Source organism: Methylotuvimicrobium sp. KM2 (assembly GCF_038051925.1).
In the GTDB taxonomy this organism is placed as follows: domain Bacteria; phylum Pseudomonadota; class Gammaproteobacteria; order Methylococcales; family Methylomonadaceae; genus Methylotuvimicrobium.
Genome location: NZ_CP150634.1, coordinates 563,086 through 589,113, shown reverse-complemented (window position 1 = coordinate 589,113; position 26,028 = coordinate 563,086). Strand labels below are relative to the sequence as shown.

The following is a 26,028-nucleotide window of genomic DNA, read 5'->3' as shown; positions in this document are numbered from 1 at the left end:
TTCAACTTAGCGCGATTTTTTCGGCATAGACTGCCATGTTTCCAGCAACTCAGCTATATTTTCCGCCGGAACCGGTCGACTGAATAAATACCCTTGTAAACGCTCGCAATCATGGGCGCTCAAAAAGTCCATTTGCTCGGAATTTTCCACGCCTTCGGCGACACTACTCAACTGCATGTTGCGCGCTAGATTAATAACTGCCGAAGCGATTGAGGCATCCACCGAATCGCGAGGCAGATTCAATACGAAATCATGACTGATTTTCAGGGTATCGATCGGAAAATGTTTTAAATACCCCAGAGATGAAACCCCCGTGCCGAAATCGTCGATTGCCACCTTGACGCCCATTCGCTTTAACCTATGTAGAATTTCAATTGCCGAATCGACGCTCTCCATGACCATGCTTTCAGTCAATTCCAACTCTAACAACTCAGGCGGTAAACTAAGCTCTTGTAAAATTTGCGCGATTTTTTCCACTAAATCGACTTGATGAAACTGTCTTGCGGATAAATTAACCGCCATCGTCATGGCCGGATATCCGGCATCAATCCATTCTTTCATTTGGCGGCAAGCGGTTTCTATAACCCATTCGCCAACCGGAACGATCAAACCTGTCTCTTCCAGCAAAGGAATGAATTTTCCTGGAGAAACCAAACCAAGCTCCGGACTTTGCCAACGAATCAACGCCTCGACACCGGTCACGACGCCGGTTTGGACATCAATCTGCGGTTGATAATACAGCCTGAACTCCTCCCTTTCCAACGCTCTTCGTAAATTCGTTTCGAGCATCAACCGCTCATATGCTGCGGCATTCATATCCGCCGTATAATATTGATAGTTATTGCGGCCGTGCTTTTTCGCATGATACATCGCGACATCGGCCTGCTCCAGAAGTTTACTTCGATCGTTATTGAGCCCCGGATAAAACGTAATTCCGATACTCGTGGTGACAAAGACCTCATGCCCGCCCACGCAAAACACCGAAGACAAGGCTTGAATAATCTTTTGCGCCACATGCTCGACATCTTCTTCGCGCGTCATGCTCGACAAAATAACCGCAAACTCATCGCCGCCCAAACGGGCAATCGTATCGGTTTCGCGCGCGCATCGACGCAGGCGCTCGGCAACCGCGACTAAAAGCTCGTCGCCAATCGGATGACCGAGCGTATCGTTGATTAATTTAAACCGATCCAAGTCCAGAAACATGACGGCAATCATGCTTTTTCTACGCTGCGCTTGCAGAACGCCTTGCTCCAATCTGTCTTGAAACAACAGCCGATTAGGCAGTCCGGTTAACGGATCGTGATGCGCTAGATAATTCAATCTTTCTTCGGATAGTTTAAGTTCGGTAATTTCAGTAAATACCGCGACATAATGTCCGAATCTATCGTCCGCTATATTAGGTACTGCGCTGATATTAACCCAGGCCGGAAACACCTCTCCGCTTTTACGGCGATTCCATATTTCTCCGCGCCATTGACCGGTTTTATTAAGAATATCCCATAATTGCCGAAAAAAAGCCTTACTATGACGTTCCGACTCGAACATCGCAGGCGTGCAACCGATAATTTCCTCGCTGCCATAGCCAGTGATTTCGCAAAATGCTTCGTTGACGCTGATGATATTAGTTTTGGCATCTGTAATCATGATACCTTCGAGCGTGCTTTCGAATACCGTGGCCGCCAAACGAAGTTTTAATTCGGCCCGTTTACGTTCTATCGCATAATGCATCGAACGATGCAAAAGCCCGCCGCTCAATTCGCTCTTGACTAGATAATCTTGAGCCCCTGCCTGCGCCAGATCCATTGCCAGCTCTTGATCGTCGATCCCGGTCAAGACAATGATCGGCAAACTCGGTGCAACTCGATTCAAACGTCGAAAGGTTTCCTGCCCAAAAGCATCCGGCAACGACAAGTCGAGCAATGCAATATCGAACTCTCTACTTTTCAGAGCCTCAAGCGCATCGCCTAGTCGCTCCAAATGAAATAAATGAATTTGATCGGCGCTATTTTCGCTCAACAATTCACGCAACAATATCGCATCCGGCTTATGATCCTCAATTAATAATATTTTCATTTCAACGGATCGCTATTTTAGTCTTGCGGACTCAAAGAATCATGCCTAGCAATTAATGCTGTTGCCTCGTCAACCGGAAGAGGCTTGCTATAGAGATATCCTTGCACCTCATCGCAAGCAATTCGGCGTGCCCACTCGAGTTGCGCCTGGGTTTCAATACCTCCCGCCAAGCCTTTGATGCTGAATATGTGAGCAATTTCGATAGCGGCCTTGGCTATCGCCGTCTCAGCCGAATCGGTTGACGCCTGAGCAATCAGCGTATAATCAATTTTGATGGCATGAATCGGAAAGCGAGTCAACGTTTTAAAAGAAATCGATCCGCTACCGAAATGATCCAACGACAGTTTCACACCGACTCGGCTTAATCGGTCCAGCACGATAACGGAGCGCGCCTCTTCTTCCCATAGCGTCTCTTCGTTAAAATCCAATTCAATTAAAGACGGATTCACACGTAGCTGATCGATAGCGCCCAATACACCATCGACAAAACCGTTATGGCGAAATTGTTTTGCCGAAATATTAATCGACACCGTCAATGGCGGGAAATTTTGGTCTTGCCAAACTTTGCATTGTTCGCAGGCTTTCCGTATGACCCATTCGCCGACGGGAACGATCAGGCCGGTATCTTCTAAATCCTGCATAAACGAGGACGGCGTCAAAACTCCGCGATCAGGATGGCGCCAGCGTAACAAAGCCTCCATGCCAATGATCTTTCCGCTATGAACGTCGACTTCCGGCTGATAATACAACTCGAACTCACCGTTTTCGAAGGCATGTTTAAGTTGCCGAACCTTTTTTATCTCATGCTGAACCTTTGCAGTCATTGCCGCCGAATAAAAACAATACCGGCTGATTTTTTCGCTGCCCGACACTTTGGCTTTGTACATTGCCGAATCGGCCGCCCCGATTAGCTTTTCCAATTCATCGCTATCATCGGGATAAGTTGCGATTCCCAGGCTAGCGCGAACGGTCATCACGGAACCCTCAAACTTAAACGGCTCGACCAAAGCCTTTAAAATCTTATCGGCGATCAAAGCGGCTTCCTCTGCGTTATTCAAACCATTGAGGATAATCGTAAACTCATCGCCGCCCATTCTGGCCACGCAGTCGCTGGCCCTTACACTACCGGATAAACGTTTCGCAACATTTTTGAGTAATTCGTCGCCGGCATGATGCCCCAAAGAATCATTGATTTTTTTAAAGTCGTTCAGATCAAGAAAGATCAATGCCAGCGATTTTTTCGAACGCCTTGCCCCGATCACATCATGTTTCAACTTATCGTAAAACAACTTTCGATTCGCAAGCCCGGTCAATACATCGTAATGAGCCAAATACTGCAATTGTTCCATCAAGCGCTTTCGCTCGATCGCATAGCAGATCGCCCGCCTGAGCAGCATGCCCGAAATACCTTGTTTGACCAAAAAGTCCTGTGCCCCCAATTGTACCGAGCGTATCGCCAGCATTTCATCTTCCTCGGCGCTGAGCACGACTATCGGAATCATAGGGGCGGCAGCATGCACTCGAATTAGCGTATCGATCCCATTACCGTCGGGCAACCCTAAGTCGAGCAATATTGCCATGATGCCGCCTTTCGCCAAAAGAGGAAAAGCATCGCTTAGCTGCCCGACTTTAATCAATTCAAAAGGCTGCTGATGCTCATCACTCGACTCCAGCAATACCTGAACTAATTTAACATCGCCCGGATTATCCTCGATCAGCAATACTTTAGCGGCAACCTGGTTCATGATTGTTACGCTATTTCAGAAGGCAACTTGACGATAGTCAACCAAAACGTTTCGATGGATTGCACCACCTTGATAAATTGCTCCAGATCCACCGGCTTGTTGACATAACAATTGACATGCAGATCATAAGTTCTCAAAACGTCCTGCTCGGCTTCGGAGGAAGTAATAATGACAACCGGAATTCGCTTTAGACTCGGGTCGGCTTTAATTTCTTCCAAGACTTCGCGGCCGTTTTTTTTGGGGAGATTGAGATCGAGCAGAATAACATCGGGCCGCGGGGCTTCGGCATATTTTCCCTGCCGTTTCAAAAAGGCCATTGCTTCCTCCCCATCGCCAACCACGTTCAAATTGTTTTTGACTTTACTCTCGGTTAAAGCCTCTCTGGTCAAGCGCACATCGCCCGGATTATCCTCTACCAGCAAAAACTCCGCGGCACGGCCAATCTCTTCCAAACTCATCAGTTCACTTCCTCGCTTTTGATTTTAGGTAATATCACAATAAAAGTAGCGCCCTGACCGGGCTCCGATTCGACGCTAATCGTTCCTCCGTGGCGCTCGACGATCTTTTTGCAGATCGCAAGGCCGATTCCGGTTCCGGGATAGTCTTCCTTCGTATGCAAACGTTGAAAAATCACAAAAATACGTTCAAAAAATTCAGGCGCTATTCCGATTCCGTTATCATTTAATTCGACTCGCCAAAAATCGTCTGAGCATGATGCCGAAATATGTATTTTCGGTGACGCTTCGCCACGGAATTTAATCGCATTGGCGATCAAATTTTGAAACAATTGAGTCAATTGGACAGTATCGCCCATGATGGTAGGCAGGGTTGGCCGAAAGATTTCCGCGCCGCTTTCCTCGACAACAAGCCGTAAATTATCCAAGGCTTTTTGCAACACGACTTCGAGACTCACCGCCTCGAACGGTTTCACTCGCGTTCCGACCCTGGAATATGCCAACAAATCGTTGATCAAGGTTTGCATTCGTGTCGCGCCATCGACCGCATAATGAATAAACTCGTCGGCATCGGCATCCAGCTTACCTGCATATCGGCGCGCCAATAATTGCGTGAAACTGGCCACCATGCGCAGCGGTTCTTGTAAGTCATGCGATGCGACATAGGCAAACTGCTCCAATTCTTTATTGGATCTTGCCAACTCCTCGGTACGTTGCTGCAATGCTTCTTGTGCTTCGCGATAGGCGCTAATATCGGAAAATTCGATGACAAAATGAGTCACTTGATTATTATCATCCATCACAGCGCTGACATTAACCCAGGCTGGAAACGATTTTCCGTCATGTTTTTGCAAATACGTTTCGCCTTGCCAGGGCGACCCGACTTTAATGCCCCGCCAGTAGTCGACAAACACGTCCCGCTCTTGCGGCGCCAATAAGCTTGTCACCGGCAAAAGCAATAATTCCTCATGAGAATAACCTGCTATCGACGAAACTTTACGATTGGCATGCAAAATTCGCCCTCGGGTATCGCTGATCAATACCCCCTCGACATTGCTTTCGAACACTTGAGCCATGAGCCTGAGCATATCGTGATCGGCTTGAAAATACGCATCGATCGCCAATTCAATATCGAACAAAATAACTTTGATAACGGCCAACAAAGCTTCAAAACACTGCTTGTTTTCGTTAAGAGGAGTGCTCTGCATTTGCTCGAAAAGCCAAGCCAAGTAAAAATGATAAGCGCCAATATACCATTGCGGCTTCAAACCGATACGATGATGCGTTGCGCCGATTTGCACCCTATCCTTGACATAATCGTGATCGTACCGACCTTCGATTAAACGTTCGAAGTAGGCAGCTTGTTTTGTTTTTAGGCGTTCGACTTGTTCGGGATCCGATAAAAGCTTGCTCGTTTCGTCAAACTGTAGCATTTGCACGTAAAAGTCATCGAGAAAGTCCATGCGAACGTCTTTCAACCGGGCATGCAAGTTTTTTAGCAACTCGATATCGCGAGTCGATAATTGGATAAGCGCTAGACGATCGGAAAGCTCCTGATCGCTTATCGCTCTTACTGAATGTAAATCGTCCATAAATAAATTAAAGCAACATTCTCATGGTTATTTGAAATGCCACTTTGTACATTTTTTACGACAAAAAAACCAGCAATGATTGATATTTTTGGGCATTAGCACATGGAAGCGTCGAACTATTCGGCAAAAGCGTTGCCAGCATGGAGCTGGCATAGAGCCAACATGGACGTATTCACGCAGCACCTAAATTAGTCATGATATTAAACATAGCCAATCGGCTATGGAATTTAGGTGCTGGATTTAGGTGCTGGGTTCACGGCGTCCTTTGACGGGCACCCCGAGGCCGAATTTTCATCTACGATGAGTATATCTTGGATACTTTAGGTCTGGGTACACGGCGTCCTTGAACATAGGTTTTTGGCAAAACCATGACGCGGAGCTATTTTTTTTTCGCATGCCTGACCAATCTTTGCTTTTTCTTGACTTGACGATCGGTCAATTTATTTTTGATTCCGGCGAACGGATTGACCGGCGATTTGAATTCGAGACGAATCGGCGTCCCTTTGAGCCCCAAACGGTCGCGGAAATAATTCATCAAAAACCGTTTATACGATCCCGGCAAGGCATCGGTTTGCGTACCGTGTATCACCACGACCGGCGGGTTTCTGCCGCCTTGATGCGCATATTTCAATTTAATGCGTCTTCCATGAACCAGCGGCGGTTGGTGTGTAGTCACCGCATCCTTCAAAAAGTTGGTCAGCACCGGCGTCGACATGTCGATCATCGCCGCATCGTATAACTCATGCACGACATCGAACAATTTACCGACTCCACTTCCGTGCAAAGCGGAAATCGGATGCTTTTGCGCAAAATCGACGAAAGACAGTTTAATGTCCAGTTGCCGTTTGATCAGGTCCTTTTGATCGACGCCCAAGCCGTCCCATTTATTCAAGCCGATAATCAATGCCCGCCCGGCTTCCAAGACTAGCCCCAACAAATGCGCATCCTGATCGGTCACGCCTTCGGCGGCATCGATCAAATAAATGACCACATTGGCTTTTTCGATCGCTTGCAATGATTTAATAACACTGAACTTTTCAACGGTCAGCGCAATCTTGGACCGTCGACGCATCCCGGCCGTATCGATCAAGGTAAATTTTTGACCGTTACGTTCAAACGGAATATAAATGCTATCGCGAGTCGTACCCGGCTCATCGAAAACGACGACCCGTTCTTCTCCCAATAACCTATTGACCAGCGTCGACTTACCGACATTTGGCCGCCCGACGATTGCAATGCCGATTCCGGCATCGATCTCGGCTTCATCCGTCTCGGCCATAGGCAACAATTCATCGACATGCGCCAATAACTCGAATACGCCGCGTCCGTGTGTCGCGGCGATCTTATAAGGCTCGCCAAGCGCCAGCGCATAAAAATCGGCGACAGCCGCATTCGCGTCGACACCGTCGATTTTATTGACGACTAAGACGACCGGCTTATCGAGTTTTCTAAGATTTTCGGCAATGCTTTGATCGGAGGCGTTGAGCCCTTCGCGCGCATCGACGATAAAAAAAACCACATCGGCCTCATCGAGCGCGACTTGCACTTGTTTTTTGGCAAAGCTATCGATACCGTCCGCGTCATCGGCAATCCCGCCGGTATCGACGACCAGGCAATCGCGCTGACCGCGGTTGACTCGACCGTATTGCCGGTCGCGGGTCAACCCGGGGTAATCGGCGACTAAAGCCTCGCGGCTTCGTGTTAAATAATTGAATAATGTCGATTTACCGACATTAGGGCGCCCTACTAGGGCAATCACAGGTAACATATTTATAATAGCCGTGCCTTTAATGCGGCAAGAACGCCGTTTTTTGCATAGACATACAGCACGTCGTCAACGACGACCGGCTGCGCGTCGATCGCCGCATCGGTAATCCGAATGCGCCCCATCTGCCTGCCGTCGCTTTTAGACAACCAATGCAGATACCCTTCGAAATCGCCGACCACGACATAATTATCGTAGGCTACCGGCGCCGTTAACTTTCGTTGATGTAGATCGCTTTGCTTCCATAATGAAGCACCGTTACGTTGATCGAGTTGCCATACATCGCTGCTGACGTCGCTTATATAAAGATAACGCCAATCATGACTCATACCGGTATAAGACGAAACATCGGCATTACGCCAAATAACATCGCCATTTTGCTCCAGCACCCCGCTCGTTCCACCGCGATAACTGGCAATAAAAATCACGCCATCGGTTGCGACCGGGTCGACAACTAAATCGACCAGCCTTTCAATTTCGGTTCGCCCGCCCGGAATTGCAATACTGGTTTCCCAGATATGCTTACCGTCGCTTAGCCTCAACGACAATAATTTTCCGTTTGCAAAACCGCAGATGACATTTTCATTGAGCACGATTGGCGCACCGGTGCCGCGGATACTCAATGCCGGGACGCTCAGCTCGTATTCCCAAAGCGTGGCGCCATCGGCTTCATTCAAAGCCATTACTCTGCCGTCCGTAGTTCTGACGACAATAACGCCTTGCGACACAACCGGAACCGAAATCACTTCGCTCGACACAGGAACGCTCCAGCGCTCTGAACCATTAACCATGTTCAGCGCCACAACATTGCCATCGCTGGTACCAAGCACGACGGTCGAATCGGAAACGCCTGGGCCACCGGCAAACTTAGCCTCGGTATCGGCTTCCCAAATCTCTTCGCCGGTTTTCAAATCCAATGCCAATGCCAGTCCTTTAGTATCGGCGGCAATAATTTTTCCGTCATGAACAGCCGGAATCAACTTTAAAAACTTCTCGCCGGCTCCCGAACCGACCGACTCTTTCCAGAGATACTCTAATTCAATTTCAGGTTCATACTGGGTCAGTTCGCTCGGCGGGTCGGTGTTGTCCTCACCGCCTAAAAAATAATCGGTAATCCCGCTTAACGATTCCAGGGCAGTACACCCCGCTACGCTAAAACCAAACAGAGCAACAAGTAACAGTCTCATTAATTACTTAACAATGATTTCAGCTTCGGTAATGTCATCCAGCTTAAATTGCAACAACGGCGATTTATGTCCGCTACGCAATGCGGCTTGATAAGCCGTGCGCGCTTCTCCCAAGCGATCGAGCGCAACATACAAGTCGCCTTTCAATTCGTCATACGCACCGGAAAAACCGTCACTGTATTTTGCTTCGGCAATCATTTGCAAGCCTTGTTCATACTCGCCTTTTGCCAGCAAAATACGAATCAAGCCGAGCCTTGCAACTTGAGCAATTTCGTCGCCGCCGCTTTTTGCAACTGCCTCGAGACTTTGTTTCGCGGCTGCTAAATCACCCTGCTGCACCTTGATTTTCGCATCGAATAGATTGGCGTAATCGCTGTAAGCAGTACCACCGAATTGGTCCTGTATCCGTTCGGCGATTTTTTGGGCGGACTCCAAATTACCTTCGTTTTGCGCATTCAATAATTGCGCATACAAAGCCGATGCTTGTAAAGCCTGGTTTTGCTTATAATCCTGCCAAATATTCCAGCCGACGATAATCACAATACCGACAATCACGCCGGTAATCGTAGAGCGCCCATTTTCTTTCCACCAACGCTTAAGGGCTTCGACTTGTTCTTCTTCTGTTTCGTAAATTGCCATAAATACTCTATCGTGCTTTTGCTAAAAATTTAGTGATCACTCGCTCCCAAGCTGGATCTCTCATCGTTATACATAAGTCAAAAATTACCGTTTTGCAATCTTAGCTAATGAGTCTTCGATACCATTTATTGTTACTTAACACTTTCGACCTCGAGATCGCGATCAGGGGATCGCTCCCACAGAGCATCCGCTCCCTTGTGGGGGGGAGCGACGCCTTCGTCGTCCCTCACCTAACGCTAGGTGAGGGAAAGCCACTGATGTTCAATATCCGCAGATTTATCAAATAGCACCGTTTCCAGGAATACGATGCTCTCTGTTTAGCAAGTTTACCGATACTTGTGTATAACGGCGAGAGCTGGAGCTTGGGAGCGAGACAACAGACCCGATACGTAAACTTTGTGTTCTCGGACTTCAATTCCTGCCTTGCCTTGCCAACAACTCAAAAACGACTTTTTAAAAATTCCAAAGCTTGCTGCAGCAGCAGATTTTGCTGATCCTGATTCTGACGCAGCGCTTTAATACCCACTTCGCCTCGTATCGCTTCATCGTCACCAACGATCAAAGCATATTCGGCGCCGCTTTTATCGGCTTTCTTGAATTGACTTTTAAAACTGCCGCCGCCGCAATTAAGCTGCAGTCTTAATCCGGGCAACTCATTGCGAATAGTCTCGGCCCATTCCATACTAATTCGCTCTGCTTGTTCGCCGACTCGAATCATATAAACGTCGACTACCGGCTTGATCGGCAAATTCGGCAAAGTTTCCATCAAAGCCAAAATACGCTCCATGCCCATCGCGAAACCGACCGCATGATTGGCTTTTCCGCCCAGTTGCTCGATCAAACCGTCATAACGCCCGCCGGCGCAGATCGTGCCTTGCGCACCTAATTCGGCGGTTACCCATTCAAAAACGGTTTTACTGTAATAATCGAGACCTCTTACCAAACGCGTATTTAATACAAACTCGATACCCAATACCTTCAAAGTCTCGGTTAACGACTTGAAATGCGCTTGACTATCGCTGCCCAAAAAGTCGCTTAGTTCAGGCGCATTAGCGATCAACTCGCGCATCCCTTCATTCTTACTGTCAAGAATCCGTAGCGGATTCGTGTGTAAACGCCGACGACTATCTTCGTCGAGCAATTCAAGATGCTCGCTGAAATAATCGACCAACTTCTCGCGGTAAACCAGCCTTTCTTCGATGGTACCGAGCGTATTGAGCTGCAACTCGACTTTATCGGCAATCCCTAAGCGCTGCCAAAAACGATGGCTCAGTAGAATTAATTCGACATCGATATCGGGCCCCGACATACCGTAAGCTTCGACGCCCAATTGGTAAAACTGACGGTAACGGCCTTTCTGCGGACGTTCGTGCCGAAACATCGGTCCGTAATACCATAACCGGTGAACCTGATTGTGTAACAGGCCATGCTCGAGCGAAGCCCTCAAACAACCCGCAGTTCCTTCCGGGCGCAACGTCAAAGAATCGCCGTTGCGATCGTCGAAGGTGTACATTTCTTTTTCTACGATATCGGTGACTTCGCCAATCGAGCGCTTGAAAAGTTCGGTTTTCTCGACGATCGGCAACCTGATTTCACTGTATCCGTAGGCGCCAAGCACTTCTCCAATGATATACTCGGCATATTGCCAAAGCGGCGATTGATCCGGCAGAATGTCATGCATTCCGCGGATAGCCTGAATGTTATTTGCCATGTTTCAGTTTGTCTTGAGCGGAATAAATCCGTTTGGTCTCTTCCGCTAACGGAAATGATTCCAACAATTGTTTTTTGTATTGTTCGGCGGCGTTTTGGTTACCGAGCGCCCGCTCGGTTTGATAAGCATACCAAAGCGATTCGGCCGTTTGCTTAGAAACGCTGACATAGCGCTCGTAAAAACCTTTTGCAGCCCAATAATCACCTTTTTGATAGCTCAACTTCTGCATTGCCAGCAACGCCGGCGCATAAGACGGCTGAACTTGCAAAGCCTGCCGCAAGTAAGCCTCGGCGATGGCGGAATTATCCTGCATCAATGCGCAACGACCGGCATTTGTAGCCGCCAACCACTGCCTGTTGTTCAATGGATTTGCAACGGCCTGCTCCAAGAGCTCCATGCCCTCCTGATACTCGCCACGTTCGCAAAGAAAGCGGCCGTAATTGTTCAACACGCTGAAGTCCTCGGAATTCAATCCCAATGCTTTTTCGTAGCTATCCTCTGCCGCCTCGAAATCATTGAGTTTTTCGTACAAGTAAGCCAGCGCATTTCGTGCCTCGACGTTTTTCGAATTGAGATCGACGGATCTTTCCAAATGCTCCTTGGCAATCGCAAGCTTATTCATGCCCATGTAACGGACACCTAATTGAAGCTGGGTGTCGGCCGCTTCCACATTGCTGCTACCGGAACTACCGAAGAGAGAACAAGCCGATAGCAGAACCAGCAAACTTGCTAGCGAAACAGAGCGACAAAATACAGCTATCTTATGCGGCACGTTGCGAGTCCGTTACTTTAAGCTTTAAATGCCGGCGACTTTTATCCTGGACCTTTCCGACCAATTGACCGCAAGCGGCATCGATATCGTCGCCTCGTGTTTTTCGAATCGTCGTGACCATGCCGGCATCATGCAAAACGGCGCGAAATCGATCGATGGTTGCGCTGCTCGAACAACGATAGGGTGAATTCGGAAAAGGGTTGAACGGGATTAAATTAATTTTCGACGGTACGGTTTTCAGTAGTTTGACCATCGCCTTGGCATCTTGCACCGAATCGTTGACGCCCTCCAGCATGACATATTCGAAAGTAATTCTTCGACGCGGAGACCGCTTGACATTATCCCGGCAGGCGGCCAGCAATTCTTTCAACGGATATTTTTTATTGATCGGCACCAACTCGTCGCGCAGTTCGTCGGTCACGGCATGCAAGGAAACAGCAAGGCTGACGTCGCACACTTCGGTCAAGCGATACATCGCCGGTACTATCCCGGAAGTGCTGATCGTGACGCGTCGCTTCGACAGACCATAGGCAAAATCATCCATCATCAGATTCATTGCCGCCACGACATTGTCGAAATTAAGCAAGGGCTCGCCCATGCCCATCATCACGACGTTGGTGATTTTTTGCGCCGAACCCAAGCGCTTTTGCGCAGCGAACAACTGACCGATAATCTCGCCCGTCGTCAGGTTTCTATTAAACCCTTGCTGGGCAGTCGAACAAAAGGTGCACGCCAATGCGCAGCCGATTTGCGACGATACGCACAAAGTACCCCGCCCCTCTTCGGGAATAAAAACCGTTTCGATACGATTTCCGCAAGAAGTCTCCAACACCCATTTACGCGTGCCGTCCGACGCGATTTGTTCGAGCACGATTTCGGGCGTATCGAGCGAGCATTGTTCGGCCAATTGCGTGCGCAAGGCCTTACTCAGATTGCTCATTTGCGAAAAATCCTCGACGCCTTCCTGGTAAACCCATTTGAGCAACTGTGTCGCGCGAAAAGGCTTTTCGCCGATCTCGACAAAAAAGGCTTCTAGGCCCTTTCTATCGAAATCGAGCAAATTGATTCTATTCAGCTTAGCGGGTGCGAGGGCAAAGTTCATTTTCTGTAAAAAAGAAAGCGATTTCTTGCTGAGCGGTTTCAGGCGCATCGGAACCGTGTACGGCATTGGCGTCGATGCTGTCGGCGAAATCGGCACGAATCGTTCCGGGCGCCGCTTCTTTAGGATTGGTCGCGCCCATTAAATCGCGGTTTTTTGCAATCGCATCTTCGCCTTCCAAAACCTGCATCATGACAGGACCCGTAATCATAAAATCGACCAAATCCTTGAAGAAAGGACGTTCTTTATGAACGGCATAAAAACCTTCAGCCTGCTCGCGGGTCATGTGCAGCATTTTCGCTGCAATGATTTGCAAACCGTTTTTTTCAAAGCGGCTGTAAATTTCACCGATGACGTTTTTCGCGACCGCATCAGGCTTAATGATTGAAAAAGTACGTTCTATTGCCATTCTTAAATAACTCCAAATTGTATTAAAAAAAATTAAACTAACGAATTACATCCGATTGATAATCATTCTATCGTTCCCACGCTCCAGCGTGTGAATGCATACCGATCTTGCCTCGGCTGACAAGGTATGGGTTCCCACGGAGGACCGTGGGAACCAGAAACAGGTCGCATCCTACGAGCTTCGTCAAGCAGAGCTTGAAGGTAGGCGTTCCCAAGCGGGAGCTTGGGAACGAGACAAACCCGGACCTATTCACTATTCACTGTTAACTGCTAACAATGCTAAGGCAAATCATCCACATCGGTACCTTCCTTGACCGGCACCATCAAATCTTTTTGCGTAATTCCTAACGCCAGCACGATTGGACTCGCAACATAGATAGAAGAATAAGTCCCTATCAAAATACCGACCAACAAAGCCACTGAAAAATTATGAATAATTTCGCCGCCGAGCACAGCCAATGCGATCAACACTAAAATCGTCGTGAACGAGGTCATCAGAGTACGGCTCAAGGTTTCATTCAAGGAAGTATTCATAACCTCCTCGGAACCGACTTGCCTTAAAATCCTAAAATTGTCGCGAATTCGATCGAATACGACGATCGTATCGTTTAGCGAATAACCGATGACCGCTAAAACGGCAGCCAATACCGTCAAGTCGAATTCAAGCCCGAACAGCGAAAAAAAGCCAAGCGTTATAATGACATCGTGAATCAAGGCCGCAACCGAGCCCAACGCAAATTTATATTCGAAACGCCACGCGATATAAATCAACACCCCGAACATCGAATACAGCATCGCCAAACCGCCGTCTTCCGCCAATTCATCGCCGACTTGCGGCCCGACGAATTCGACACGGCGCAATTCGGCCGGTTCCGCCGTTTTTTTATTGATCGCAGCAACGACCCGCGCGCTGAGCTCGGCACTAGACACAGTCTCATCGGGCTTCAAGCGAATCAAGACATCCCTGGCGCTACCGAAATGCTGCACCATTGCGTCTCCAAACCCTTCATCGGCAAGCGCCGCGCGCATCACCGTCAAATCGGCCGCATCTTGATAAGCGACCTCTACTAGCGTACCGCCGGTAAAGTCGATACCCATCTTTAAACCTTGAATCGCCAGCGACCCGATCGAAACCAGCAGCAGCAACGCGGAAATAATATAGATCCACTGACGCTTTCCCAAAAAATCTATCGTTTTATTATTCATAATCAGTCTTCTTAAATCCGAAACGCGCCTAAATCGACAATTTCTCGACACGGCGACTGCCGTAAATCCAGTTAATCACCATTCGGGTACCTAAAATCGCCGTGAACATCGACGACAAAATACCGATCGATAATGTCACGGCGAAGCCTTTGACCGGCCCCGTGCCGAATCCGAATAAGACCAAGGCCACCAAAAGCGTCGTGATATTAGCGTCGAAAATCGTCCCGAAGGCTTTTTCATAACCGGCAAAGATACTCGATTGCGGCGTGTTGCCGTTTTTGATTTCTTCGCGAATGCGCTCGAAAATCAATACATTCGCATCGACCGCCATACCGATGGTCAGCACGATCCCGGCAATGCCCGGCATGGTCAGCGTCGCCTGCAACATCGACAAGATTGCAATGATAACGACCAGATTGAAGCCTAGCGCCAGATTCGCGACCAGACCGAACACGCGGTAATAAGCCGCCATGAATAACAACACCAGAACAAAACCGACCATGACCGATCTCATGCCTTGGTCGATATTATCTTGACCGAGGCTCGGACCGACAGTGCGCTCTTCGACAATATCGACCGGAGCGGCCAAGGCGCCTGCTCTAAGCAATAAAGCCAAATTACGGGCTTCGGTCGTACTATCGAGACCGGTGGTTTGGAAACGTTTACTAAACGCATCGCGAATCGTCGCGACGCTGATCACTTTTTCAACCTTTTCCTTGGTCCGAACTTTTTCGCCGTTAACTTCACGCGTTTTGACTTTATATTCGACGAACACGACCGCCATCGGCCGGCCGATATTCTCGCTGGTCACCTTACCCATTTTCTTCGCGCCGATACCGTTCAAGGTCACGAATACCGAAGGCGAGCTGTTTTGATCCAAACCGGACGAAGCGTCGACGATCTGATCGCCGGTCACGATGATGCGTCTATCCAATAGAATCGGATTACCGTTTTTCTCGTAATAGATATGGCTGCCGACCGGAGGCCGCCCTTTCAATGCTTTTTGCACGTCATGTTCGACGTCGACCAAGCGATATTCCAATGTCGCCGTCGTGCCTAGAATATCCTTGGCGCGGGTCGTGTCCTGAATACCGGGCAATTGCACGACGATACGGTTGTTGCCTTGCTGTTGGATGACCGGCTCGGCGACCCCGAGTTCATTGACCCGGTTACGCAAGGTCGTGATATTTTGCGCCAGTGCGAATTTTTTGACTTCTTTTTGCTCGGCATCAGTAATTCGGAGCCAAAGCTCGTTCTCGACATTCGGCCGTTCGATATTCAGCGTCGAAAAATCCTTGTCCAATACCGAAACTGCGGCATTGGTATCTTCCTCGTCTCTAAGCTTAACACGGATATAGCCGGTCTCTTGCGACACCGATTGGTAACGGATTTTAGCATCGCGCAAGGCCGAACGAACGTCATCGTTATAACGCTCCTCGGCTTGCTTGACCGCGGCATCCATATCGACTTCAAGCATAAAATGCACGCCGCCCCGCAAATCGAGACCCAAATACATCGGACTTGCGCCGAACGCGCGCAACCAGCCGGGTGTTGCCGGCGCCAAGTTAAGCGCGACCGTAGCATCGTTTCCCAGTTTATCCCTCAGTAAATCCGCCGCTTTCAATTGATCGTTGGTATCGTTGAAACGAACCAAGATATTTCCGCTACCGGTTTCAACTTCTTTAATGGTCATTCCGGCTTGCTTGACCAATTCTTCTATCTGCTGAACCTGGGCGGTCTCGACCGTACTGACATTCGAGAAGGACACCTGAACCGACGGATCGTCGCCGAAAAGATTAGGCAAGGCATAAATAAGCCCAATCAAAAAAACGATCAGGATTAATAGATTTTTCCAGAGTGGGAAACGATTTTGCATTTTATTATTCCGACTTTTAACCCGCTATCAAACTTTCGGTTTTTTGGCGATCGCTTTATAGGTGCCTTTCGGCATTAAACTGCCGATGGCATGGCGTTGAACCTGAATGAATACATTCTCGCTGATTTCAAGCTTGACAAAGTTATCGTCTAAATCCGCGACCTTACCCAAAATGCCGCCATTCGTCACGACTTCGACGCCTTTAGTCAACGAGTCGATCATCTGCTTGTGTTCCTTGCTGCGCTTAGATTGCGGCCGCAGAAACAAAAAATAGAAAAACACCAGAATTCCCAGCGGAAACAGCAACCCTTCAAAACCGGGTTGTTGAGCCGCCGGCGCGGCTTGCGCCATGGCATCGGAAATTAAGAAACTCATTGTTATCCTCTTTTATAGTAGTTGTTATACAAAAGGCCGCCATTATACCACATCGGGAACGTTTTTACCTCGTTGTTGATAAAACTGCTTGACATAATCATCCAACCTCCGAGTTTCGATCGCCTGCCGAAGCTCCTGCATCAATTGCAAATAATAATAAAGATTATGAATCGTATTGAGCCGCGAACCGAGCATTTCGCCGCACTTATCCAAATGCCTCAGGTAAGAACGCGAATAATGCCGACAGGTATAACAGCCGCAATTTTCATCGAGCGGCCCGGTATCGAATTGATAACGACTGTTGCGGATTTTAATGACACCGCTACGCGTAAACAAATGGCCGTTTCGGGCATTACGGGTCGGCATTACGCAATCGAACATATCGACGCCACGCCGGACCGCCTCGACCAAATCTTCGGGCGTACCGACCCCCATTAAATATCGCGGCTTATCGGACGGCATCATCGGCTGTACGGCATCGAGCATCGCCAGCATTTCCTCTTTCGGCTCGCCGACCGACAAACCGCCGATCGCATAACCGTCGAAACCGATATCGACCAAGCCGGCCAACGATTCTCGCCTTAAGTGTTCATACATACCGCCCTGCACGATACCGAACAAGGCCGAAGGATTCTCGCCATGCGCCTGCTTGCTGCGCTCGGCCCAGCGCAAAGACAGGCGCATCGAATCGGCGGCCTGGTCGACCGATGCCGGATAAGGCGTGCATTCATCGAAAATCATCACGATATCGGAACCTAGATGCCGTTGCACCGCCATTGATTCTTCCGGCCCCATGAAAATCGAGCTGCCGTTGATCGGCGATTTGAAGGTCACGCCCTGCTCGGTGATCTTGCGCAATGCGCCGAGACTGAACACCTGAAAGCCGCCGGAATCGGTCAAAATCGGCTTTTCCCAATGCATGAAATCGTGCAAATCGCCGTGCGCGTTCATGACCTCGATTCCCGGCCTCAACATCAAATGAAAGGTATTGCCGAGAATGATTTGCGCGCCGACATCGTCCAATTCTTCCGGCGTCATCGCCTTGACCGAACCGTAAGTGCCGACCGGCATGAAAACCGGCGTCTCGACGATGCCGCGCGCGAAAGTCAGGCGGCCGCGCCGCGCAAGGCCGTCCGTATTGAGTAAATCGAATTGCATATCAAAAATGAGAAAGCCGAGCGAAGTTCCGGCAGATTCAGCCTAAAAGCGCGCTATTATATCGGAGTGTCCAATTTTCTGTCAGATATTAGCCACGGCTGAACGTTCGGCCACCACCGCTTACTTCATCAACCGAGCAACAGCCGCTCTGCGCTATCCAAGTTGCCGGGCGCTCCGAACAGCACGACGACATCGCCCTCGGCGATGACCACATCAAGCGGGTTCTCCTCTCTGTTGCCTTGCCGGACCAGCGACGAAATCGTCACGTCGTCGAAAACGAACTCGGACAGTTTTTTACCGACCCCATTGCTCCCCGCTACGATTAAAATAGACCGTAAACCGTCTGCTGTCAGAGCATCCGGAGTATCCAAAGACACATCCTCGCCGCGATACAATTCGCGCAGCAGCCGGTAGCGGCCGGCCCGCTGCTGTTGCATGCGGCGCACGACACGATTAAACGGCACATTCAGCAATAACAAGGCATGAGACGCGATCATCAACCCGGCTTCGAGCACCTCCGGCACAACTTCGGTCGCGCCGGCCTGCCGCAATTCATCAACATGAGCCTCGTCACGCGTTCGCACCATGACAGGCAAATCCGGACGCAACGTACGAACATGATGCAGAATCTTTTTCGCCAACAACACATCGTCGTAACTGATCACGAGTAATTTGGCGCTATCGACGCCCAAGGCCTCCAGAATGTCCCGCTCCGACGAGTCGCCGTAATAGACCGGCTCACCGGCGACATGAGCCTCTTTGATACGCGTCGAATCGAGATCGACCGCGACATAAGGTATTTTTTCTTCTTCCAGAAAATGACCGACACTCTGTCCGATGCGACCGTAGCCGCAAATGATCGCATGATCGTGCAAATGTTGCGTCGCCTCTGAACTGACTGGAAAAGTTTCGGGATCATTTTGACGCCTTATCGACCTTCGCACCAACAAGCCGGCCAGAACATGGTTGTATCGAATCAAAAAAGGCGCCGCGATCATCGAAAACAACACCGAAGTAAAGACGATCTGTGAATATTCATTGGCAATGGCATTCACATCGAGCGCGATCGCGAGCAACGCAAAACCGAACTCTCCGCCGACCGCGAGCAAGAACCCGGTACGCCATGCGGTCAGACCGTCGAGCCCCGACCAACGCACGATCAACGTCACCAACAGCGTTTTCGACACCAGCATCGCGACGGCGCCTAACGACGCCCATTGCCAATTCTGAGGAATCGCGGCAGGATCGAACAGCATGCCGATGCTTACGAAGAACAAACCGATCAAGACATCGCGAAACGGCCTGATCGTCGATTCAACCTGATGGCGGAACTCGGTCTCACCGAGCATCATGCCGACCAGAAACGCACCGAACGCCATCGACAAACCCAGCTGGCTGGTCGTCCACGCAGCCAACAGCGATACGAACAGCACCGTCAGCGTGAACAGCTCGGTGGAGCGCCTGGCCGCGACGCCATGAAACAATGGGCGAAGCAACCATCTGCCCAGTATGAAAACCAGCAAAAACGCGACAATAGCCTTGGCCATTGCCCAGCCAAGCGATTCGAACAACACGCCGGCATCGCCATCGAGCACGCCGAGCACCGGAATGACAACAATCAAAGGCACGGCGGTCACGTCTTGAAACACCGACATCGCGACACCCAATCGACCGTGCCGACTATTTTCCTCGCCTTGCTCGGCGAGTTGTTTGCTGATGATCGTCGTCGACGATTGCGCAAACACCGCGCCGATTACGAACGAAGTCGCCGGCGGCAAACCGAGCAGCCAACAGCCCGTGCCGATCAACGCTGTCGTCAAAACGACTTGCCCGGTGCCGAGACTCAACACTTGACCGCGCAAGGCATGGATCTGCGGCAACGAAAAACTCAGGCCGATCGTGAACAGCAAAAACACGATACCGAATTCGGCGACTTCCCGAATCTGTTGAACGTCGATGACCGGCCCCGGCGTATGCGCGCCGAACAGCACGCCGACCATCAGATAGCCGAGACTTGAAGGAATGTGCAGTTTCTGAAACAGGATGACGGTCGCCACGGACGTGCCAAGCATCAATAATATCTGCACAAAGGCTTGTTCTATCATCGGTGAATACGCTCTTTTTCGAATAAAATGTTAAATATCTCAAAGTAAACGCCGTCGCTCATGCGAACGGCTTCTTTTTTTCCAGCTCCTTGATATGCTCGCTGAGACCCAAGGCCTTGTCGACATCGAGCTGAATGGCGATGCCGGTGCCGAGACTTTCATCGAGATTGCCGGCTTCGGTAACCGCCTCCAAAATACATTCGGCCCGCCTCCCCTCGGCCAGTATCAGCACGACCGCGCGCGGGCTCAAAATTTCGAAACCCAAAATACCGACGACTTTTTCGAGACCTTGCCCGCGAGCCTTACTGATGATCGTCGCACCGGTCGCACCGGCGTTTCTCGACGCGTCCATAACGTCTTCAACCTTGTCCTCATCGACAAAGACCATAATCAATTTAAATAACATAAAACCTCCTTTTCCTTAGTGTGAAAGTTCGTAGATTTGGACTCATTATCTAATTTTTCGATATAAGAAGCTCGGCAGAGAAAATACCGGTTCCGGAGAGGGTGCGGTTGCTCGATCGACAGCCGCCGTCAAGCCTACATGGACGTATTCACCCAGCACCTAAATAAGCCATGATTTTGGATCATTGCCAAAGACCTATGGAACTTAGGTGCTGGGTTCACGGCGCCCTGTCGGGCGAGTGGCCTCGCCCTCCACTAACGCCACGCGCTTCCATTTGCCGGGGTAATGATAGCATCTTCATGTAAGTTAGGTGATCACAATTTTCGAAGGCTGAACGCAGGGCGTTCCTATCACTCGCTCATCCGAATGTCGATCCGTTCCATCCCCATAATTCGGCCGGGCAATTACTGAATTCGATATAGACGCGATAGGGCGGTATCGACAACTCCTTTTCCAACAAGCGGCTCAACGACGCCGACAACGAACGCGCCTGAGCGACGCTCAAGCCGATACTCTTACATTCGAGATAAGCCAACGGCTTATCGCTGCCGCCGAACAACATCGGCTTGCCGGAAGCCAGCTCGACCATGACATAGCGCTCCGGCTTACCGGTCTCTTTGGCCATAAGCAGTGACATTTCAGCCAATAATGGCGATGATTTTTCATCGTCAATAGGCGTATTGGTGTTGAGTTTTAAATAAGGCATAACAAATTCCTCCTAACATTAACTATCGGCTCGAACCATCCATTAAGCAGCATTTTTTCTGGTTCCCACGGTCCTCCGTGGGAATCCATACCTTGGTTGCCGTGATAAGATCGGTATGCGTTCCCACGCTGGAGCGATGAAACGAGAAAATCATCGATTCAAGCCGCAACATTTTCAATCATAGCTATTTCATCTGCATCGAACGCGAAGTCATATACCGATAAGTCTTGTTTCATGTGCTCCGGATCGCTCGTGCCGGTCAACGGAATCATACCGAGCTGCAACGCGAAACGGAACACGGCCTGCGCCTTGGTGCAGCCATGGCGCTTTACAACCTGATCCATGACAGGGCGGTTCAATTCGGAAGCGTTAGCCGTCAACAACGAAAACCCCTGGTAAACGATGCCATGCTCAGCACACAACCCGCGAACGCCGGCATCCCATTGCGTCCGCGCAAAACATCGGTTTTGCACGAATGCCGGCTTTATCTCGGCAAATTCGATCAAGAGCCTTAATTGATCCTCGCCGATATTCGAAACGCCGATCAATCGAACCGAACCGGCTTTGCAGAGTCGTTCCATCGCTCGCCATACTTCTCGATCCGCTTCGGCCAAACCTTGGCCTAACGAAGGTCCATGCAAAATATAGGAATCCAGATAGTCGGCACCGAGGTGCTGCAGCGAACTGTTGAACGACTGATCAACCTGCGTGGCGTAATCCGCACCGGGATCGTAAGGAAGCCGATGATCTTGACTCGCCGCAAAGGTAAACTTGCTTTGCAGAAACAGCTCGCCGCGTTTAAGTCGGCCCTCCCCCAGCACCTTGCTTAGCGCATGTCCGACGCCCTCTTCGTAATAATGCCGCCGCTGATTCGCGGTATCGACGGCCCGGAAGCCGGCTTCGATCGCTGCCAAAACCAATGCCTCGGTCCGCTCTTCCTTCCAGGCCGTCCCATAAAAGAAACTCGGGACTTCAATGCCTTGAATCAAACGTACCGGACCCATTCGAACATCTTCACTCATACCCCCTCCCCCGTTAAATTTTAAAAACCGTTTAACAACAGACCATTTATTACGTAATTATTCACACCACCTATCGTCCCCACGCAGAGCACTCGTCGTTATACACAAGTATAAATATACCTATTGTGCAAAAAGTAGCGACCGAGTTCTAAATTGCTGTGTTGTCGAAAAGGCTATTGGAGTTTGAGCGTTAACGGCTTCGATAGTCGCGACGAAGGCGTCGCTCCCACAGAGAGAGTGGCGGACGCTATGTGGGAGCGATCCCCAGATCGCGATTTCGGAGCCGAGAGTGCTAAGCAGCAATAAATGGTATCGAGGACTCATTGGCTAAAAAATTGCAAAAGGATAATAAATGACTTATGTATAACGCCGAGCGCAGAGCATGTGAACGATAATGGCTGTGGGACTGAATACTCACTATATTACCTATCGCGGAAATGAGCTCTCATTTATTAAATAAATGATTACCTTGATAATCAAGAACTCAACAAAACTCTTCGAATGGTCAATCATAAATCGTTTCGATCCAACTAAGGATTCGGTCATAAATAACTTCCCTATTTTTAATGCAAGGTAAGCAGGTTCGGTTGCTCGATTGACAGGTGTCGGCGGCAGGGAAAGCCGCCGTCAAGCCTACACGGAAGTATTCACCCAGCACCTAAATAAGCCATGATTTTGAATCATTGCCAAAGACTCATGGAATTCATCCAGCACCTAAATTAGTCATGATATTAAACAAAGCCAATCGGCTATGGAATTTAGGTGCTGGATTTAGGTGCTGGGTTCACGGCGTCCTGTCGAGCGAGTTACCGAACCCGCTACAAAACTCATAGCACCAGGAAAGTTATTTTTCACGAAATCCTAAATTGCCGATTCATTTAATTGTCACATTTCGGCTCGATAATAGCCTGTCGCCCCTTTTGCCCTAATTAATAATGATGCTCAGTTTTAAAAAAACCGCCTTGTCGATATCGATACTTATTTTGCAAAGTTGTTCGGGTACATTCACCCAAACCGAACCCGGAGAAGATCATCGCGGTTATTTCACCGATGCCTCGAACTGCTTCAAAATCTCGATGCACAAGGAGCGCATAAAAGTACCGACCGGGGGGAGTATGACCGTGGTCGAAATCCCAGTGATCTACGATGCCGGCGCCTTTACCAACTGCATGCGTTTTGCCGGGCACAAAACCCCTAAAGTGGACTTGGAAGACTATTTGACGGTTTCGCATCAATGTTATTTAGAAGCACGCGGCATGTCGAACTCCGATGACGTCTACGCCGACTGCGTACATCGAAGCAGAATCGGTGTCGAATTACTAGAAGACGACGATTAGCCAAAGCATTCTGTTCACGAAAATTACGGAAATTATTTATGACCGAGTCCTAAAGCACCCGAAAGTCGACAGATTGAGAGGGAAGACTTACACTTTTGTCATTCTCAGTCGTTGAAATCATAGGACATAAAGATGAGTATTTTTTCCAAACTATCGGATATCAATTGCCCCGAATCGCTTGCTTGCGATGCCTCGGGAAAAAACCCATCATTCGAGGTCAGCTTTCGCGCCGACGGCATAATCCCGTTTCCGCAAGTGATATTGCATGGCGAAGGCCGACAAAAAATCATAAAGGATGATGCGATCGGCAGCCGGGCCGACGACAAAGGCGACTACATTTATACCGCAAAGATACCGGCCGGTTTATTTGCCGCAAACCACATCAATATACAGATCGAAGGCTGCCGCCAGGCCGACTTGAGCCGGGCCGGCGGAGACGACTGGATCAAAGTCTATCGCGACCTTCGGCTCGACGCTCCTCCTCGCGCCGCACGGAAAATAGAGATTGCCGACGGCATCAAGGTATACTTCGGTATTCACAAACACATGCACCAGCCCTATTACCGCGCGGCCGATCCCGATTATTGGGATGGTGAAAAAGACGAGATCTTCGGCTCTCGTGTCGGCAATTACACCGGCTTCCTACCGGCCGCGGTGCGCCAATATGACGAAGGAAACTTGCCGCATGCCGGACTGTCGACCAGTTGGAGCGGTTCGCTGATCGAACAACTCGATCGTTGCGAGGCACAAGGCTTGTGCGGCGGTCGTTTCTCGGACTGGAAAAACGAGTTGCGCGGCATCGCCGGCGCCAAAACCGCACTCGGCAATCCCCGCATGGCTTTTTCCGCGTTCGGCTACTTTCATCCGCTGATGGCGCTGATTCCGGCGCGCAACATCGTGCGCCACATTCAGTGGCATCAAGACGCCATACGCGCCCACTTCGGCGTCGAAGCCTCCAAAGTCTTGTTCCCACCGGAGACCGCCTTCCATGTGCGCATGATTCCGGCACTGAAGGAAGCCGGCATCGAAGCGGTCATCTACGATTCCATTCACCGTTACCGCGCCTGCCGCGATTACCCCTACGCCGGCATCAACGAAGGCATGCTGCCGCCCAACCCCGCTGAACAAGTCAACCCGCCGGTGGACGATTGGCTTCAACTGCACAATATCTGGGCCGGCTCCAAGATTTCCCCGAGCCTGATGCGGCCCGAATATATCGCCTACGAAGACCCGGACGGCAATATTCATAAAATCATCGGCATTCCGGCCGAGCGCTATATCGGTAATGAAGACGCCCGGGGCGGCTTCGGCGCCTTGCAATATCCCGACGTACTCGGTCAAGTTTACGACAGAATCGTCGAAACCGGCAGTTTCGATCCGAAACATCCGCCTTTTTTTCTGCTGCATTCCGACGGCGACAACCACGGCGGCGGCGCGGACAGCTATTATCACCACAACACCGGCGAACTGGTGCGCTGGCTGCAAGAAGACCCGCGCTTCGAACTGACCACCAGCGAGGATTATCTGCGGCGTTTCCCGCCCGACCCGGCTCAGGCCGTGCATATCGAACCCGGCTCCTGGAGCGGCGCCGACAACGGCGACCCGCAATTCATGAAATGGTTCAGCCGCTACGACCAATCCTATTCGCCCGACCTCAACTCGTGGGCCGCGCTCACGGCGCTACAAAACCTCGTGCATACGATCGAAGACAGCGCGCCGGAACATGCAGCGCTGCAAGAAGCCTCGCGCTTGATGCTCACGGCCGAAACCAGCTGTTACTGGTATTGGACCGGTCAGGACGTCTGGGATAAACAAGTTACCGAAGCCGCCAATAAAGGCTGGCAATTACTCGGCAGCGCCGTTAAACAAGTCGGCGACCGCACCGGCCCGACCATTTTCGCCCCCTGGGTAACGCCGGAAAACCCGGGCGGCGATTGCTGGGGACAGGGTTGCCTTAAAGCCGCGCCGAGAGAAGCCACGCTGCATACCTTCATCCACGATCTATCCGGCCTGAAGCGCACGACACTCGTACTGCGCACAGCTTCCGGCGAGAAACGCCTGGATCTCAACAATCACGGCCCATATCCAAGCCACACCGGCGCCTCGGTATCGGCCGATTATTGCACCGCGTCCTTACCGGTCGGAGCGGGCAATGTGCGCTACTACATTGAAGCCGAAGACTCACACGGCAATGTCTCGCGCAGCGCATTGGAGAGGATTTATTTGGCCTGAAGTCGGTAGCAATACCCCCATCCTACAGGGTCGCTCTTGCGTAGGATGGGTAGAGGCGGAAGCCGAAACCCATCGTTTCTCCCCACCGACGGTTATCTTCCGCCGGACGGGTTTTATCAACCCGTCCGCAATCTTTTCCTGCCATTTGCGGGCGCC

The 26,028-nt window shown here is 50.2% G+C and carries 21 protein-coding genes; 2 read left to right on the top strand and 19 right to left on the bottom strand.

Translation table 11 applies throughout. From position 1 onward, the window contains the following. Positions 1 to 6: 6 nt before the first annotated feature. From WJM45_RS02575 to WJM45_RS02485, 19 genes are all read right to left on the bottom strand, one after another. A complete protein-coding gene (locus tag WJM45_RS02575; RefSeq protein WP_341327440.1) occupies positions 7 to 2,076 on the bottom strand; it encodes an EAL domain-containing protein in 2,070 nt (689 codons plus the stop codon). Positions 2,077 to 2,093: 17 nt separating this feature from the next. Beyond that, the gene (locus tag WJM45_RS02570) at positions 2,094 to 3,821 is read right to left on the bottom strand and encodes an EAL domain-containing protein (protein WP_341327439.1); all 1,728 of its coding nucleotides are present in this window, start codon (positions 3,819 to 3,821) and stop codon (positions 2,094 to 2,096) included. Between the two features lie 5 nt (positions 3,822 to 3,826). Next, positions 3,827 to 4,279 (bottom strand): response regulator, encoded by a 453-nt coding sequence (locus tag WJM45_RS02565; RefSeq protein WP_341327438.1) that lies wholly within the window; start codon positions 4,277 to 4,279, stop codon positions 3,827 to 3,829. Continuing rightward, positions 4,279 to 5,868 carry a protoglobin domain-containing protein gene (locus tag WJM45_RS02560; RefSeq protein ID WP_341327437.1) on the bottom strand — a complete coding sequence of 530 codons (1,590 nt, stop codon included), beginning with the start codon at positions 5,866 to 5,868 and terminating at the stop codon, positions 4,279 to 4,281. The genes WJM45_RS02565 and WJM45_RS02560 overlap by 1 nt, the downstream gene beginning before the upstream one ends. 379 nt (positions 5,869 to 6,247) lie before the next feature. Further along, on the bottom strand, positions 6,248 to 7,636 hold the full coding sequence (der, locus tag WJM45_RS02555; protein WP_341327436.1) for a ribosome biogenesis GTPase Der: 1,389 nt from the start codon (positions 7,634 to 7,636) through the stop codon (positions 6,248 to 6,250). Positions 7,637 to 7,638: 2 nt separating this feature from the next. Continuing rightward, the gene (gene bamB / locus WJM45_RS02550; RefSeq protein ID WP_341327435.1) at positions 7,639 to 8,820 is read right to left on the bottom strand and encodes an outer membrane protein assembly factor BamB; all 1,182 of its coding nucleotides are present in this window, start codon (positions 8,818 to 8,820) and stop codon (positions 7,639 to 7,641) included. 3 nt (positions 8,821 to 8,823) lie between these two features. Beyond that, positions 8,824 to 9,459 carry a tetratricopeptide repeat protein gene (locus WJM45_RS02545; protein ID WP_341327434.1) on the bottom strand — a complete coding sequence of 212 codons (636 nt, stop codon included), beginning with the start codon at positions 9,457 to 9,459 and terminating at the stop codon, positions 8,824 to 8,826. Between the two features lie 439 nt (positions 9,460 to 9,898). Next, positions 9,899 to 11,170, bottom strand: coding sequence for a histidine--tRNA ligase (hisS, locus tag WJM45_RS02540; RefSeq protein WP_341327433.1), 1,272 nt, complete (start codon positions 11,168 to 11,170; stop codon positions 9,899 to 9,901). Further along, the gene (gene pilW, locus WJM45_RS02535) at positions 11,160 to 11,942 is read right to left on the bottom strand and encodes a type IV pilus biogenesis/stability protein PilW (RefSeq protein ID WP_341327432.1); all 783 of its coding nucleotides are present in this window, start codon (positions 11,940 to 11,942) and stop codon (positions 11,160 to 11,162) included. The genes hisS and pilW overlap by 11 nt, the downstream gene beginning before the upstream one ends. Continuing rightward, a complete protein-coding gene (gene rlmN / locus WJM45_RS02530) occupies positions 11,932 to 13,044 on the bottom strand; it encodes a 23S rRNA (adenine(2503)-C(2))-methyltransferase RlmN (RefSeq protein WP_341327431.1) in 1,113 nt (370 codons plus the stop codon). The genes pilW and rlmN overlap by 11 nt, the downstream gene beginning before the upstream one ends. Then, positions 13,019 to 13,450, bottom strand: coding sequence for a nucleoside-diphosphate kinase (gene ndk, locus WJM45_RS02525; protein ID WP_014147006.1), 432 nt, complete (start codon positions 13,448 to 13,450; stop codon positions 13,019 to 13,021). Before ndk ends, rlmN begins: the two co-directional genes overlap by 26 nt. Positions 13,451 to 13,728: 278 nt before the next feature. Beyond that, positions 13,729 to 14,655 (bottom strand): protein translocase subunit SecF, encoded by a 927-nt coding sequence (gene secF, locus WJM45_RS02520; RefSeq protein ID WP_341327430.1) that lies wholly within the window; start codon positions 14,653 to 14,655, stop codon positions 13,729 to 13,731. Positions 14,656 to 14,683: 28 nt separating this feature from the next. Continuing rightward, the gene (gene secD / locus WJM45_RS02515) at positions 14,684 to 16,531 is read right to left on the bottom strand and encodes a protein translocase subunit SecD (protein WP_341327429.1); all 1,848 of its coding nucleotides are present in this window, start codon (positions 16,529 to 16,531) and stop codon (positions 14,684 to 14,686) included. A 27-nt stretch (positions 16,532 to 16,558) separates the two neighbouring features. Beyond that, a complete protein-coding gene (gene yajC / locus WJM45_RS02510; RefSeq protein WP_017841974.1) occupies positions 16,559 to 16,906 on the bottom strand; it encodes a preprotein translocase subunit YajC in 348 nt (115 codons plus the stop codon). Positions 16,907 to 16,948: 42 nt separating this feature from the next. Continuing rightward, on the bottom strand, positions 16,949 to 18,064 hold the full coding sequence (gene tgt, locus WJM45_RS02505) for a tRNA guanosine(34) transglycosylase Tgt (protein ID WP_341327428.1): 1,116 nt from the start codon (positions 18,062 to 18,064) through the stop codon (positions 16,949 to 16,951). Between the two features lie 128 nt (positions 18,065 to 18,192). Then, positions 18,193 to 20,169, bottom strand: a complete 1,977-nt coding sequence (locus WJM45_RS02500) for a cation:proton antiporter (protein WP_341327427.1) — start codon at positions 20,167 to 20,169, stop codon at positions 18,193 to 18,195. A gap of 58 nt (positions 20,170 to 20,227) precedes the next feature. Then, positions 20,228 to 20,575, bottom strand: a complete 348-nt coding sequence (locus tag WJM45_RS02495) for a P-II family nitrogen regulator (protein WP_341327426.1) — start codon at positions 20,573 to 20,575, stop codon at positions 20,228 to 20,230. 358 nt (positions 20,576 to 20,933) lie between these two features. After that, a complete protein-coding gene (locus WJM45_RS02490; RefSeq protein WP_341327425.1) occupies positions 20,934 to 21,281 on the bottom strand; it encodes a phenylpyruvate tautomerase MIF-related protein in 348 nt (115 codons plus the stop codon). A 158-nt stretch (positions 21,282 to 21,439) separates the two neighbouring features. Then, positions 21,440 to 22,303 carry an aldo/keto reductase gene (locus WJM45_RS02485; RefSeq protein ID WP_341327424.1) on the bottom strand — a complete coding sequence of 288 codons (864 nt, stop codon included), beginning with the start codon at positions 22,301 to 22,303 and terminating at the stop codon, positions 21,440 to 21,442. A gap of 935 nt (positions 22,304 to 23,238) precedes the next feature. Here WJM45_RS02485 and WJM45_RS02480 point away from each other — a divergent pair. After that, positions 23,239 to 23,640: a hypothetical protein gene (locus WJM45_RS02480; RefSeq protein WP_341327423.1), complete on the top strand. Its 402-nt coding sequence runs from the start codon at positions 23,239 to 23,241 to the stop codon at positions 23,638 to 23,640. 132 nt (positions 23,641 to 23,772) lie between these two features. Beyond that, complete coding sequence (locus WJM45_RS02475; protein ID WP_341327422.1) at positions 23,773 to 25,872, top strand: glycosyl hydrolase family 57; 2,100 nt, start codon at positions 23,773 to 23,775, stop codon at positions 25,870 to 25,872. Positions 25,873 to 26,028: the final 156 nt, after the last annotated feature.